This is a genomic window from Bradyrhizobium sp. U531, assembly GCF_051710265.1.
Taxonomy (GTDB): Bacteria; Pseudomonadota; Alphaproteobacteria; order Rhizobiales; family Xanthobacteraceae; genus Bradyrhizobium.
In genome coordinates, this window is the sequence record NZ_JASVEN010000003.1 from 502,923 (window position 1) to 517,337 (window position 14,415).

Below are 14,415 nucleotides of genomic sequence, written 5' to 3' on the forward strand. Positions count from 1 at the left end.
AACGTCCAGACCGCACAAGCGGCGGGCGATAAACAGGGGGAAACGATGATTGCACGATCCATACGTGGGTTGACGGCCGCGGCCGCCATGCTTTTCGTCACCGGAGCCGGGGCACAGGAGGTGAAGCATTATCGCTTCGCCTACGACCAGCCGCGCAACACCGGCTATTCCATCGCGGGTGACATCTTTGCCGAAAAGCTCAAGGAACTGAGCAAAGGCACCATGCTCATCGACCAGTATCCCGGCGCCCAGCTCGGGCAGGAGCCGCAGGTGCTCCAGCTCGTGAAGGCCGGTGATGTCGAGTTCTCGATCATCTCCTCCGCCAACACCGCGACGATCTCGCCGCAGGCCGGTGTGATGTCGCTGCATTACCTGTTCCGCGACGAGAACCACGTCGTCAAGGGTCTGGCCGATCCCCGCGTGTTCGAAGCGCTCAAGACCATGATCGACGAGACCACACAGGGTCTGCATGTGATCGCGACGGGCTCGCAGGGCGTGCGCCACATGTACGCAAAGCGGGAAATCCACAACGTCGGTGACATCAAGGGCGCGAAGGTCCGCGTGCAGGCGACTGCGACCGAGGACACCATGTTCCCGGCCTACGGTGCCCAGACCGTGCACATGCCGTTCGGCAGCGTCTACACCTCCTTGCAGACCGGCGTCGTCGACGTCGCCGAGAACAGCATCAACGTCTATCTCGTCAACAAGCATTACGAGGTGGCGCCGGTCCTCAACATCACCGAGCACGAGGCCAACAACGCATTGGTGTTCATCTCGGACAAGCTCTGGCAGAGCCTATCGGCCGAGCAGAAGGGGTGGGTTCAGACCGCCGCCAACGAGATCAGCACCAAGGAGCCGCAGAAGGCCTTCGACCTCGAGCGCAGCGCGGCCGAGAAGCTGAAGAAGATGGGCGTGAAGATCGTCGACAACGTCGACAAGAAGAGCTTCACGGCGGTCGCCGATCCCTATCTCGACAAGCTCGCCAAGGAGCTCGGCCCGCATGCCGAGAAGATCAAGAATCTGATCCGGTCGATCAACTGACCGTCGACGAGGTCGTCATGCCCGGGCAGAAGCGCGAAGCGCGTCTTCGCGCCAGGTGTCCCGGGCATCCACGTTCTTCCTTCGAGCTCGCGCCAAGTGCGTGGATGGCCGGGACAAGCCCGGCCATGACGGAAAGCTGCAGCCGGGACGGAATTCAATGGCCATTGCCGACAAACTGCTCGTTCAGCGCCAGCGCCACCTGAAATGGCGCTGGCTCGACTGGCTCGAGCTTGCGCTCATGATCCTGTGCGGCGTGCTTTGCTTCGGCTTCTCGCTGTCGGTCACCGCAGACATCGTCACCCGCACCATCGGCCATCCCTGGCTGTGGCTTCAGGAAGTGACGTCGACGCTGTTCATCTATGCCATCTTCGTCGGCACGGCCGCGGCGACGCGGCGCAACGATCACCTCTATCTCACCGCGATCTCCGAGGCGATGCACGGCACCTCGCGGCTGGTCGTCGAGGTCATCATCCGTATCGTCGTCCTCGGCGTCGCCTTCTGCCTGGTCTGGTACGGCTATCAGAATTATCTGCGCGGCTTTGGCAGCTTCCGCCTGCCGTCGGGCACGCCGATTGCCTCGCTCTATGCGATCATCCCGGCGTCGGGTGTGCTGATCGGCCTGTTCACCATCGAGCAGCTCGTCAACGGCCTGCGCAACGGTTTCGATCATCCGGAGCCGCCCGAGGAGGACGGAACTCCTGTCGTCACCGACGCACAGATGAGGACGCAGCCGTGAGCGCACCCGTTGTCCTGGCGTTGATGACGATCTGCTTCCTGTCGTTCGGCTATCTTGGAGTGCCCGTACCGTTCTCGCTGATGGCCGGGGTCTTCATCGGCGCGTTGCTGTCCGACGTTTCGCTGGCCGCGATCATCCAGAAGATCTTCGACGGCGTCGATTCCGAGGCTCTGCTGGCGATCCCGTTCTTCCTCCTGGTCGGCGAGCTCATGAGCTCGGCCAATGTGGTGGTGCGAATAGCCAACCTCTCGGTGTCGCTGGTCGGGCACATCAGGGGCGGGCTGTCGCAGGTCGTCGTCGTCTTCAGCATGTTCTTCTCGGAGATGTCGGGCTCGACGACCGCCGACGTCGCCGTGATGAGCCGGGCGCTGGGCGGGCCGATGAAACGCGAGGGCTACGAGCCCGCCTTCATCGCCGCCATCATCGCCTCGGCCTCGACCATTGCCGCGCTGGTGCCGCCGAGCATCACGGCGGTGGTCTATGGCGCGGTCGGCAACGTCTCGATCGCCGGCCTGTTCATGGCGGGCGTCGTGCCCGGACTGATGATCGGCTTCGGCCTGATGATCTATTGCTATTTCTTCGGCCCGTCCGGCCTGCGCAAACCGCGCGCGCCGCTGCGGCAGGTGATGTTCGCGGCCGGCGATGCCGCCCTGCCGCTGATGATTCCGGTGATCCTGTTAGGGGGCATTTTGACCGGTTGGTTTACGCCGACCGAGGCTGGCGTCGTTGCCGTCGTCTGGATCGTGCTCGTCGTGATCCCGGCGCTCAACCGCGGGCATATCAGGAAGATCCCTTACGATTTTTGCCTTGCCGGCCTGATCTTCTCGCTGCCGCTGGTCACCATCGGCGCGGCCAATGCTTTCGGCTGGATGCTGGCTTATCTGCGGGGCGCGAGCTACATCGCGGACGTGATCACCTCGATGGCAGGTAACGATCCACATCTGATCATGCTGTTGATGGTGCTGTTGTTCACCGTGGTCGGTGACTTCATCGAGCCGGTGCCGACCATCATCATCTTCATGCCGCTGGTCAACACGCTGACGGAAGCCGGCGATATCAATGCCGTGCATATGGGCGTGGTGCTGATCGCGACGCTCGCGTTCGGCCTGATCACACCACCTTACGGTCTCGTGCTGCTAATGGCCTCGAAATTCGTGGGCGTCAGCTTTGCCAAGGCGTTACGCGCGGCCTTGCCGATCTATCTGGTCTTCCTCGGGACCATCGCATTCGCGATCTACTTCCCGAGCGTGGTGCTGTGGCTGCCGCAGAAGGTGTTGCCGGAATCGGTCGGCTGCTTCAAGTCGCCGGCGGGGACGGGCTATATCTGTCCTAAGTAACGACTTGCTCGATCCGCCATTGCGCATTCTCGCGCGCGTAGCGGAACGGGGTGGCGTGGCTATTCCTGAAGTAGCTGCCGCACAGCGCGTTTGCCATACCCTGCATCACCGCGTCATGGCAGACGAACAGCAGATTGTCGCCGGGGTGACGCTCGAGCCAGGCGGAGACGCAACGCAGCGACCGTTCAGTCATGGCGTCCCAGCTCTCCCCGTCGGCGGGCAGGATCGAGACGAGATCTGTCGCCGACTTGGCGCCGTGCCTGATCATGGTGTCGCGGACAGGCAGGCCCTCCAGGCTGCCGAAGTCGAACTCGATGATGCCGCCGTCGATCGCGAGCGGCACCGAGATCGCGGCCGCGATGATCTCGGCCGTTCGCGCCGCGCGGACGAGGGGGCTCGCAACGATGCGGCTGATGCCGGCCCCGCGCAGCAAGTCTCCGGCCTCATGCGCCTGCCGCAGGCCGTCGTCGTTCAGCGGGTTGTCGGTTCGGCCCTGGAACAGCCCCTCGCGATTCCAGTCGGTGGCGCCGTGGCGGAGACCGTAGAAGCTGCGCGCGGGCGTCACTTCGACTTGCTCGTGAACTTCTTCACGGCGACACGGAATTCCTCCGTGTTCATCGCCATGATGATCTTGTGCTCCTCGGCATCGAGCTGCTGCTTCACCGGCGTGGTAGCGGCCTGGTAGACCAGCGATTTGGTCCCGGCGATCGCCGCCGGGGGATTCTGCGCCAGCCGTTCGGCGAGCTGTCGCGTGGCCGCCTTCAATTCCGCGGCGGGAACGACCTTCGCAACGAGACCCCATTCACAGGCCTGCTGCGCGGTAAAATTGTCTTCGGAGAGAAAGATCTGCAGCGCGCGGCGGGAGCCGACCGTGCCGACGATGCCGACCGTCGAGCCGCCGTCCGGCGAAACGCCGATCTTGGCATAGGCTGGCGTGAACTTGGCATCCTCCGCGGCGATGCAGAGATCGGTGACGAAGGCGAGGCCCATGCCGGCGCCGGCCGCCGAGCCGTGCACGCTCGACAGCGAGATTTTCGGCATGCGCCTGACGATCTCGATGAAGGCATGATAGTGCCTCAGAAGCTCGCCGACGACCGGCGTCACCGTATTGGCCTCGGCCGCGGCGCCGATGGTCTGCAGATCGCCGCCGGCCGAGAAGGCGCGGCCTTCGCCCTCGATCACCAGGACCTTGATGGCGTCGTCGCCTTCGATCGCGGCTGCGAGCTGCTCGAGCTTTTGCGCGATCGCAAGGTTGATCGAGTTGAAGGCGGCGGGACGGTTGAGCGTGATGGTCGCGATCGGGCCATCGACCTTGAGCAGGGCGGGATCGTCGGGCTGGGAGACTGGTGCTGGCATTTGGAATATCCCCGGCATGAGGTGGTTTGTGCGACTAAATCGCAGAAGGCGAGGGGTGACAATCCCCGCGGTGCACCCTTGCACTGGAGGGAACGATAGGCTCATATGGGCACGCCTTTTCCAAGGGACGGACACGAGCGCCGGCTCCTCCTAAGGCCCGCAAACCAAAATCAGCGAGAGAGGAGACGACATGGGTTACGCTCGTGTCTTCCGGAAATGGGCTGTTCGATGACTGGCCCGGTGATCATCGTCGGTGCCGGCCATGGCGGCTATCAGGTCGCGGCATCGCTGCGCCAGGCGGGCTTTGCAGGCCGCGTCTGCTTGATCAATGACGAAGCGCATCTGCCCTATCAGCGGCCGCCTTTGTCCAAGGCTTACATCAAGGGCTCCGCGGGGCCCGAGAGCCTGATGTTCCGGCCCGAAAAATTCTACCAGGACCAGAAGATCGAGCTCATCGCCGGCCGCGCGGTGTCGATCGATCGCTCGAAGCGCAAGCTGCACCTCGCCTCGGGCGAGGTGCTCGATTATGGCCACCTCGTGCTGGCGACCGGCGCGCGCAACCGGCTGCTCGATCTGCCCAATGCCAATCTGGCGGACGTGAAATATTTGCGCATTCTCGACGAGAGCGAGGCGCTGCGTGCGATCATGCCGTCGAAGACACGGGTCGTGGTCATCGGCGCCGGCTTCATCGGCCTCGAATTCGCCGCCACGGCGCGGATCAAGGGTCTCGAGGTCGATGTGCTCGAGCTCGCTCCGCGCGTGATGGCACGTGCGGTGACGGCGGAGGTCTCGGAGTATTTTCAGGCCCGGCATCGCGATGCCGGCATTCGCATCCATCTCGGTGTGCAGGCTACCTCGATCGAAGCCGAGAACGGCAAGGTCACCGGCGTCTCCCTGAGCGACGGACGGCATCTGCCCGCCGACCTCGTCGTGGTCGGCGTCGGCGTGCTGCCGAACATCGAGCTCGCGGCGGAGGCGGGCTTGCCGGTCGCCGCCGGCATCATCGTCGACGAATATCTTGCAACCGCGGATCCCGACATTTCCGCGATCGGCGATTGCGCGCTGTTCGCGAGCCCGCGCTTCGGCGGCTCGCTGCGGCTGGAATCGGTGCAGAACGCCACCGATCACGCCCGCTGCCTCGCGGCGCGGCTGACCGGCGACAAGAAGCCATATGACGGTCATCCCTGGTTCTGGAGCGACCAGGGTGACGACAAGCTTCAGATTGCAGGGCTCACCACCGGCTACGACCGCGTCGTGCTGCGCGGCGATCCCGCCAGGAAAGCGTTCTCGGCGTTCTGCTACAAGGGCGATAAGCTGCTGGGCATCGAGTCCATCAACCGCGCCGGCGACCACATGTTCGGCCGTCGCCTGCAGGCGATGGACCGTTCGATCACGCCGGAGCAGGCCGCCGACGAAAGCTTTGACCTGAAGGGTGCGCTGGCGTGAAGATCTTCTCCCTCGCCCCGCTTGCGGGGAGAGGCGAACGCTGCGATCTATAAAACAGCCGTCACCTCCGCGGCCGTCGGCATCGACGGCCCCGCGCCCATGCGCTGAACGCTGATCGAGGCGGCGATGTTGGCGAAGGTGAGGGCGGCGCGCAGGGGCATACCGTCGGCCAGTTGCGCGGCGAGCGCGCCGACGAAGCAGTCGCCGGCGCCTGTCGTGTCGACCGCTTTCACCGTGCGGCCCGGCACGGCAAGCTCCTCGCTGGCCGCAAGCGCCAGCACGCCGCGCCTGCCTAGCGTGACGCAAATGGTCTGGTCCGCGCGCGCCTGAAGCTTTCGTGCGACGCCGATGATCTCTACGGCCTCGTCGCTTTCGGACAATTCCGCGCCGGCGAGGAAGCCGAGCTCTGTTTCGTTCAGCACGAGGATGTCGACGAGCGCGAGCAGCTCGCGCGACATCGTCTGCGCCGGCGCCGGGTTGAGCACGGTTACGGCACCAGCCGCGCGGGCCCGCGCAAAGAACGCGGCAATCGTCGGCAGCGGAATCTCGAACTGGCTGACCGCGACATCGCCCTTCGCCATAGGCACGGCCGCGACATCGTCCGCGCTGACCAGTGCGTTACTGCCGGGAATGACGACGATGGTGTTGTCGGAGGCCGCCACCGTGATGATCGCGGTGCCGGTGTGGGTGTCGGCGTCGCGGACGGAGTCGAGATCGATGCCTTGCGCGCCCAGGAAAGTGCGCAACTCGGCGCCGAAGGCATCCCTGCCCAATCGTCCGATCAGCGTCGTCCGTGCGCCCAGGCGGGACGCCGCGACCGCCTGGTTCGCTCCCTTGCCACCCGGAAAATACAGCACCTGCCGCCCGGCGACGGTCTCGCCGACGCGCGGGTGGCGATCGGCCGTCGCCACCACGTCCATGTTGATGCTGCCGGCGACGAAGACGCGCCCCATCTCGATCTAAACCCTGACCTCGAACTCGTGCCGGACCTTGGCGATGTCGACCAGTGTCGGCAGGCCGGCTTCGTTGCCGAGGCGTTGGATCTTGAACGTCGAGGCGGCCCTGGCGAAATCAAAATGCTCGCGCCAGCTTTTTCCGGGATGCGCGAGGTAGGAATAGACGTATGCGCCGTGGAAGACGTCGCCGGCGCCGTTGGTGTCGATCACGCGCTCGCGCGGGATCGGCATCGCCGGCATCACCTGCACCGTCCCGGTTTCGTCGTACCAGAGCAGGCCCTTTTCGCCCATGGTGATGCCGCCGATCTTGCAGCCGCGTCCCTTGAGGTAGTCGAGCATCTTCTCCGGCGTCAGGTCCATCTGCTCGCACAGGCGCTCGGCGACGATGGCGACGTCGATGAATTCCAGGAGTTCATGCGTGTTGGTGCGCAGGCCGCCACCGTCCAGCGAAGTCAGGATGCCGGCCTCGCGGCACACCTTGGCGTAATGGATCGCGGCATCTGGCTGATGGCCATCGACATGCAGCGCGCGGCAGCCGCCGAGATTGAGCATCGGAAAGGGGTGGATGTGCTCGTCGTCGCGGCAGCGGACGATGGCGCGCTTGCCGTCCTTGGGCATGATGAAGGACAGCGAGGACTGGTTCACCTTTCGCCCGTGCAGCGAGATCGCGTATTTCGCGCACATGTCCTGGAACATGCGCCCCAGCCAGTCATTGGCGGCGGTCGCGATCAGATCCGGCACGATGCCGAGCTTGGCGCAGCAGAACGCTGCCGTCACCGCGTTGCCGCCGAAGGAAACCGCGTAGTCCGAGGCCACATGCTTTTCGTCGCCGGTCGGCATGTGGTCGGTGATGAAGACGACGTCGATATAGGTCTGTCCGATGAAGAGAGCCTGCATTGCTTGTCCGTCATGCGCTTTGTGGTCCCGGGCGGCGCGCGTACTTTAACACCGGTTCCGCCGAGGGATCGCTGAAATTATTCGCAAAACTGCCGCCCGCAGCGCTTGAGGTCAGCATGCGGCCGGAATACGACCATCACCGGGCAATGCCAAGCCCGGACAAACGCCGTATTTCCGCCCGTGGGTTCCAGGGCAAAGCAGGTCGATCGAATGGGGGAGAAATGATCACGGGCCTCGATCACATCGTCGTCCTGGTCAGGGATATCGGCGCGGCCAAGGCGGCCTATCAGACGCTGCTTGCCCGTGCGCCGGCCTGGCAGAATTCCGGCGAAGGCGCGGACCGGGTCCTGTTCACGCTCGACAACATGACGATCGAATTGATGGCGCCGAGCGGTTTCACTGCGACTGCGGACCGGATGCGTGTGCTGCTCGACGACCAGGAGGGCATGCTCGCCAGCCTGTGCTTTCGTGTCGCGGATATGAGCCGGATGCATCGGCGGCTGGAGCGGGTGGCCTTGAAGCCAGATCCCGTCACCGAGGTGGAAAGCAGCGACGCCGAGGCGGGTGCCGTCCTGCACTGGAAACGCACGCGCGCCGCCACGGAACTCACGCGCGGCGTGCGCATGTTCTTCCTCGAGCTTGCCGACGAGCGGCCGGTCTCCGCTGCGACAGACGTCGCGCCGATCGACGGGCTCGACCACGTCGTGGTCACCACCGAGGATTCCGAGCGTGCCGCCGCGCTTTACGGCGCGCGACTCGGGCTTGATCTCGCGCTCGACCGTTCGCACCAGGATTGGGGCCAGCTGATGTTCTTCCGCTGCGGCGATCTCGTCGTCGAGGTGGTGCGCCGTCCCGTCGCCGGGGGCGACGTCGCGCATGATCGTCTCTGGGGCCTGAGCTGGCGTGTCGCCGACATCGACGCCACCCGCGCCCGCCTGATCGCCGCCGGCCTCGACGTCACCGAGGTGCGCAACGGCCGCAAGCCGGGCACACGGATCATGACGGTGCGAAGCGGCACCTGCGGCATCCAGACCGTGCTGCTGGAGCGTTCGCCGAAGCCGGTGGCGTGATGTTGTCATTCCGGGGCGTCGCGAAGCGACGAGCCCGGAATCCATCCATCCACTTGCTCTGCTGCACGATGGATTCCGGGCTCGCGCCCAAGAGGGCGCGCCCCGGAATGACGACGTTTCTCAAATGCGCGCTCCCGTGTTACACGCGTATCTGACATCACCCAGCGAGCAACCGGTTTGGCAAAGGCAAAGCGAACTCTGAAATGGCAGCGCGATCCCGAGGGGATGCGGCTGCGCATTCTGGAAGCCGCCAAGCAGGAGTTTTCCGCCCATGGCCTTGCCGGTGCGCGCGTCGATCGCATTGCGGCCAAGGCCGGCGCCAACAAGCGCATGCTGTACTACCACGTTGGCAACAAGGACGAGCTGTATCTCGCCGTGCTCGAAGGTGCCTATGACAAGATCCGCAGCGAGGAGCGCGGGCTCGATCTCGAACATCTCGATCCGCCCGAGGCGATCCGGCGCCTGATCGAGTTCACCTGGAATTATTTCCTGCGCAATCCGGAATTCCTGTCGCTGCTCCAGACCGAGAACCTGGCGCGGGCAAAGCACCTCAAGAAGTCGACCAAGGTCAAGTCGATGCATTCGCCCTTCGTCGAGATGATCCGCACCGTGGTGCGGCGCGGCGTCGACAGCGGCGACTTCCAGGTCGCGGTCGATCCGGTGCAGCTCTACATCTCGATCGCGGGCCTGTGCTTCTTCTACCTGTCGAACTCGGCGACGCTGAGCGTGATCTTCGGCCGCGATCTCCTGGACAAGAAGGCCAAGGACGAGCGGCTCGCGCACATGGTCGGCCTGGTGCTGGCCGCGCTGACTGGACAGTCGGTCGCGTTGTTCGAGATCGCGAAAGGCCCGAAGCCGCGGGCTGTGGTGGCGCAGACGGTTTAGCGCTCCTCGCTGGTCGACGATCGGACCGCTCTTTCCAAGTTATCCGCTGTCATCGCCCGACTTGATCGGGCGATCCAGTATTCCAGAGACGGCTGTGAATGAGCCGAGAAGCCGCGGCGTACTGGATTCCCCGCCTTCGCGGGGAATGACACTACGGGTGGGACGCTCCCGTGCCCCGGACGCAGCGCAGCGCTCTTGCGGTGCGCTGCAGAGCCGGGGCCCATGCCAGCGTTCAAGCGCGCGGCCTCTGGGTCCCGGCTCTGCGCAGCAGCGTTGCACGCTGCAGCGCGTCCGGGACACGGAGGCGATAGTCCCGTCCGACGGTCCCGGAACCCGGTGCAAAACGTCACAGGGAAAGCTCTGGACAGTATTTATCCAACGGGTTAATTTCTCTCCATAACGAAGAAGAATGCCGGGAGTGAAAATTGGCCGAGCCGAAGCCGCAGCATGCGGTCTCCAAGATGCTGAATGCGGCCTGGGTTCGGCCGTTCTTGTTCCTCGTCTTCATCGTCGTCGCCTGGGATCTGTCGATCCGGCTGTTCAGGATCCCCGCCTACCAGATCCCGTCGCCGGGCGATGTCATCGCCGTGCTGCGCACCGAATGGTCGGAGTTGCTGCGGCAGTCCTGGCCGACCACTTATGCGACCGTCTGCGGCTTCCTGCTGTCTGCGCTGTTCGGCATTCCCGTCGCCATGCTGATCGCGGGCTCGAAGACGGTGGAGAGCTATGTCTATCCGCTGCTGGTGTTCTCCCAATCCGTGCCGAAGATCGCGATCGCGCCGCTGTTCGTGGTGTGGTTCGGCTTCGGCATCATTCCCAAGGTGATCTCGGCCTTCCTGCTCGGCTTCTTCCCCGTGGTGGTCTCGGCCGTGCAGGGTTTCAAGTCGGTCGATCCTGACATGGTCGATCTCGCCCGCGCCATGCAGGGCAGCCGCTTCCAGGTGTTTCGCGCGGTGAACCTGCCGCACGCGCTGCCGGCGATCTTCTCAGGCCTGAAAGTGTCGGTGACGCTGGCCGTGGTCGGCGCCGTCGTCGGTGAGTTCGTCGGCTCCAATTCCGGCATCGGCTACGTCATGCAGCGTTCGATCGGCACATTCGACCTGCCGACGATGTTCGCAGCGCTGGTGATCCTCGCACTGCTCGGCGTGATCCTGTTCTGGATCGTCGACCGGATCGAGAAGCTGGTCATTCCCTGGCACGTCAGCCAGCGCGAGGACGTGATTTTCGCATCGTAATTTCAAGCAACGGCCACCAACGGCCGAAACATAACGGCAAGGGAGAGTGACGATGAAGCGGTGGATTGGGGCTGCATCCGTGGCGCTGATGGCGTTGACGGCCATGCCGGCGCAGGCAGCCGACAAGGTCGTGCTGATGCTGAACTGGTACGTCTATGGCGAGCACGCGCCGTTCTATTACGGCAAGGCCAAGGGCATCTACGCCGCCGAGGGCATCGACCTCGAAATCCAGGAGGGGCGCGGATCGGCTGCGACTACGCAGGCCGTCGCCGCCAAGACCGCCGATTTCGGTTACGTCGACGTCCCCACCATGATGCGCGCCGCCATCAAGGGCGCCCCCGTGGTCGCGACCGGTGTGCTGCTGCAGACCTCGCCGATGTCCGCGATGGGCTTTGTCGACAAGAACATCAGGAAGCCCGAGGACATCAAGGGCAAGACGGTGGCGATCACGCCGGCCGATTCCATGACCCAGATCTGGCCGCTGTTCCTGAAGAAGACGGGGCTCAAGGAAAGCGACTTCCAGACGGTGGCCGGCGACGGCCAGACCAAGCTCAACGCCGTCATCAACGGTCAGGCTGATCTGCTCCTCGGCTACGTCATGGACCAGTCCATGAAGATCAAGGACGCCACCGGCAAGGACGTCTACCCGATCAAGTTCGCCGACTACGGCATCAACATGGTCTCCTCGGGCATCATCGCCAACGCCGACTATGTGAAGGCCAATGCCGACCTCGTCCGCCGCTTCATGTCGGCGACCACCAAGGCGGTCGAAGCCGCCGAGAAGGAGCCGAAGGCGGCCGCGCAGTCGATCCTCGACGCCAACCCCAAGGGCGGCAAGATCGACACGTTGACGCAAGGTTTTGAGCTGACCATTCCGCTCTACCGGACTGCGGACACCAAGAGCAAGCGGCCGTTCCAGGTCACCGACCAGAACATGACCGAGACCGTCAACCTCTTGGTCGAATATGGCGGCCTCGACGCCAAGGCCAAGGACAATCCGAAGGCTTTCTACACCAACGACTATCTGCCGAAGAGCGGCTCGTGAGCGATCAATCTCCGCTGTCGTCCCTGCCTAGTGCGCAACTTGCGCACGGGGCGCAGGGACCCATAACCACCGGCTTTGGTGGTTACGGAAGGTCTCTCGCCGCGTGCCCAACCGCGCGGACACGGCGTATGGGTCCCTGCGTTCGCAGGGACGACGGGTGGAGAGGGCTGTGACGAACCCTGCAACCAAGCCAGTTGATCTGCAGCCGGGCGCACATCTGCGCCTGGTGTCGGACCGCGCCGGCGATGCCTCCGGCATCAAGCTGTCCGGCGTATCGAAAACCTACCGGACGCGCGACGGCGACGTGCCGTCGCTGCGGCCGCTCGACTTTCACATCAATGACGGCGAGTTCTTCGTCGTGGTCGGCCCAAGCGGTTGCGGCAAGTCCACGCTGCTGAAGCTGATCTCGGGCCTGTTGCCGCCGACCGCGGGCGAGATCCTGGTCGAGGGCGAGAAGGTGACGACGCCGCACGGAAATGTCGGCATCGTTTTCCAGAACGCACTGCTGCTGCCCTGGCGGAACATCCTAGGCAACGTGATGCTGCCGATCGACATGAAGCGGCTGCCGCGGCCGGAATATCTCGACCGCGCCAAGTCGCTCTTGAAGATGGTCGGGCTCGAAGGTTTCGAGAAGAAGCTGCCCTGGCAGCTCTCCGGCGGCATGCAGCAGCGCGCCTCGATCTGCCGCGCGCTGGTGCACGATCCCAAGATCATGCTGATGGACGAGCCGTTTGGCGCGCTCGATGCGCTGACGCGCGAGCGCATGAACGTCGAGCTGATGCGGATCCAGCGCGAGACCAGGAAGACGGTGCTGCTGATCACGCATTCGATTCCCGAAGCCGTATTTCTGGCCGACCGCGTGCTGGTCATGACCGAGCGGCCCGGCGCGATTGCGGCGATCTACGACGTGCCGCTGCCGCGCCCGCGCTCGCTCGACGTGATGGCTGACCCTGTCTTTACCGAGCTCGTGCAACGCATCCGCAAACACTTCTTCTCGCAAGGTTCGCTGGACTGAAACCATGGCGCCGCGCCTGAAGCTGCGAGACATCGCCTTTTTCGAACGTCCCGTGCAGTTTGCGCGGCCGTTCCGCTTTGGTGCGATCACCATCAATGCGACGCCGCAGCTGTTCGTGCGGGTGGAGATCGAGGTCGAGGGCAGGGGCGTCGCCGTCGGCGCCAGCGCCGAGCTGCTGGTGCCGAAATGGTTCGACAAGCGGCCGGAGCTGTCGCCGGCACAGACGGTCGACGGCTTGCGCCGCTCGCTGCAGATCGCGCGCCGGCTCTATTTGGCGGAGACCGGTTTTCGGCCAGCGTTCGGCCTGCATGCGTCGTGTATCAGCGCCCAAGTCAAAGCGTGCGCGGAAGAGAATATTCCACCACTTGCGGCGGGCTATGGTCCGGCGGAAATTGACAAGGCGATCCTCGATGCGCTTCTGCGTGAGGTTGGCGCCAGCTTCTTCGAGGGAATGGCCGACAACATCGCGGGCGTCGACGGGCGGATGTCGCTCGACCTGACTGGCGCCGAGATCGCAGGGTTTCTGAAGAGCCGCACGCCCCTGCCACGAGTTGCCGTCCGGCATACGGTCGGCCTTGACGACAAGATCGAGGGCGAAGGTGGTGTAGCCGACGTGTGTGAAAACGCTGGCGCTAGCTATTTCAAACTCAAGCTGTCGGGCGATCCGGAAGCGGACGCGACACGGCTTGTGTGCATCGGTAAAGAGCTCGACACACTGGATCGTGACTACAGGGTCTCGCTCGACGCCAACGAACAATATGCTGACCTTGTTGCGTTGCGTGCATTGACCGGTCGCCTTGATAGAGACGTGGCACTGCAACCAATCTCGGCCCGGCTTCTTTACATCGAGCAGCCAATGCCACGCGACATGACCCGGGAGACCGCCCTTGGTGAGCTCGCCACGCGCGACTTCATCATCGACGAAGCCGACGATGCCTACGATGCGTTTCTGGCGATGAGGCCGCTCGGGTATCGCGGTATCTCCTCGAAATCGTGCAAGGGTCTCTACAAATCGATCCTCAACGCGACCCGCGCGGCACAATGGACGACCGGCGCTGAAACCTTCTTCGTCACCGGCGAGGACCTGACGTGCCAGGCGGGCCTCGCCGTGCAGCAGGATCTCGCGCTCGGTGCCTTCCTGGGCGTCACCCATGCCGAGCGCAACGGCCATCACTATGTCGACGGTTTCGGTGAGACGCCCGCAGCTGAAGCCGAGGCCTTTGCAGCCGCGCATCCCGATCTCTATTCCGATGCCGGGCAGGGCATCCGGCTTTCCATTCACGACGGCGATCTCCTGACGGGATCGCTCAACACAGTGGGCTTTGCGACGTCGGTCCATCCGGACTGGTCGGCGCTCCGCCCGCTCGAACAGCCAACATCACTTCAGGAGTAATCG

14 protein-coding genes are annotated in these 14,415 nt (G+C 64.2%); 10 read left to right on the forward strand and 4 right to left on the reverse strand.

What is annotated here, in order from left to right:
* Positions 1–45: 45 nt before the first annotated feature.
* From QRQ56_RS18595 to QRQ56_RS18605, 3 genes are all read left to right on the forward strand, one after another.
* Positions 46–1,041 (forward strand): TRAP transporter substrate-binding protein, encoded by a 996-nt coding sequence (locus QRQ56_RS18595; protein ID WP_438742044.1) that lies wholly within the window; start codon positions 46–48, stop codon positions 1,039–1,041.
* A gap of 157 nt (positions 1,042–1,198) precedes the next feature.
* A complete protein-coding gene (locus QRQ56_RS18600) occupies positions 1,199–1,777 on the forward strand; it encodes a TRAP transporter small permease (RefSeq protein ID WP_438742045.1) in 579 nt (192 codons plus the stop codon).
* Complete coding sequence (locus QRQ56_RS18605) at positions 1,774–3,114, forward strand: TRAP transporter large permease (RefSeq protein ID WP_438742046.1); 1,341 nt, start codon at positions 1,774–1,776, stop codon at positions 3,112–3,114. Before QRQ56_RS18600 ends, QRQ56_RS18605 begins: the two co-directional genes overlap by 4 nt.
* On the opposite strand, the gene QRQ56_RS18610 is transcribed toward QRQ56_RS18605, so the two are convergent.
* The gene (locus QRQ56_RS18610; RefSeq protein ID WP_438742048.1) at positions 3,107–3,679 is read right to left on the reverse strand and encodes a histidine phosphatase family protein; all 573 of its coding nucleotides are present in this window, start codon (positions 3,677–3,679) and stop codon (positions 3,107–3,109) included. The two genes, QRQ56_RS18605 and QRQ56_RS18610, sit on opposite strands and share 8 nt — an antisense overlap.
* Positions 3,676–4,470: an enoyl-CoA hydratase/isomerase family protein gene (locus QRQ56_RS18615; protein ID WP_438742051.1), complete on the reverse strand. Its 795-nt coding sequence runs from the start codon at positions 4,468–4,470 to the stop codon at positions 3,676–3,678. Before QRQ56_RS18615 ends, QRQ56_RS18610 begins: the two co-directional genes overlap by 4 nt.
* Positions 4,471–4,698: 228 nt before the next feature.
* Between QRQ56_RS18615 and QRQ56_RS18620 the strand changes: the two genes are divergently transcribed.
* Entirely contained in the window at positions 4,699–5,916 is a 1,218-nt protein-coding gene (locus QRQ56_RS18620) for an NAD(P)/FAD-dependent oxidoreductase (RefSeq protein WP_438742053.1), read from the forward strand.
* Between the two features lie 47 nt (positions 5,917–5,963).
* Here the strand turns inward: QRQ56_RS18620 and rbsK are convergent, their stop codons facing one another.
* A complete protein-coding gene (rbsK, locus tag QRQ56_RS18625; protein WP_438742056.1) occupies positions 5,964–6,869 on the reverse strand; it encodes a ribokinase in 906 nt (301 codons plus the stop codon).
* Positions 6,870–6,875: 6 nt separating this feature from the next.
* The gene (locus QRQ56_RS18630; RefSeq protein ID WP_438742058.1) at positions 6,876–7,769 is read right to left on the reverse strand and encodes a sugar kinase; all 894 of its coding nucleotides are present in this window, start codon (positions 7,767–7,769) and stop codon (positions 6,876–6,878) included.
* Between the two features lie 221 nt (positions 7,770–7,990).
* Here QRQ56_RS18630 and QRQ56_RS18635 point away from each other — a divergent pair, with 221 nt between their 5' ends.
* The 6 genes from QRQ56_RS18635 to QRQ56_RS18660 all read left to right on the forward strand — a co-directional run bounded on the left by QRQ56_RS18635 (position 7,991) and on the right by QRQ56_RS18660 (position 14,412).
* Positions 7,991–8,839 carry a VOC family protein gene (locus tag QRQ56_RS18635; RefSeq protein WP_438742060.1) on the forward strand — a complete coding sequence of 283 codons (849 nt, stop codon included), beginning with the start codon at positions 7,991–7,993 and terminating at the stop codon, positions 8,837–8,839.
* 177 nt (positions 8,840–9,016) lie between these two features.
* On the forward strand, positions 9,017–9,724 hold the full coding sequence (locus tag QRQ56_RS18640) for a TetR family transcriptional regulator (RefSeq protein WP_438742062.1): 708 nt from the start codon (positions 9,017–9,019) through the stop codon (positions 9,722–9,724).
* A 425-nt stretch (positions 9,725–10,149) separates the two neighbouring features.
* A complete protein-coding gene (locus tag QRQ56_RS18645) occupies positions 10,150–10,959 on the forward strand; it encodes an ABC transporter permease (protein ID WP_438742064.1) in 810 nt (269 codons plus the stop codon).
* A gap of 52 nt (positions 10,960–11,011) precedes the next feature.
* Positions 11,012–12,004, forward strand: coding sequence for an ABC transporter substrate-binding protein (locus QRQ56_RS18650; RefSeq protein WP_438742066.1), 993 nt, complete (start codon positions 11,012–11,014; stop codon positions 12,002–12,004).
* 169 nt (positions 12,005–12,173) lie between these two features.
* The gene (locus tag QRQ56_RS18655; protein WP_438742068.1) at positions 12,174–13,019 is read left to right on the forward strand and encodes an ABC transporter ATP-binding protein; all 846 of its coding nucleotides are present in this window, start codon (positions 12,174–12,176) and stop codon (positions 13,017–13,019) included.
* Between the two features lie 4 nt (positions 13,020–13,023).
* Positions 13,024–14,412 (forward strand): hypothetical protein, encoded by a 1,389-nt coding sequence (locus tag QRQ56_RS18660; protein ID WP_438742070.1) that lies wholly within the window; start codon positions 13,024–13,026, stop codon positions 14,410–14,412.
* Positions 14,413–14,415: the final 3 nt, after the last annotated feature.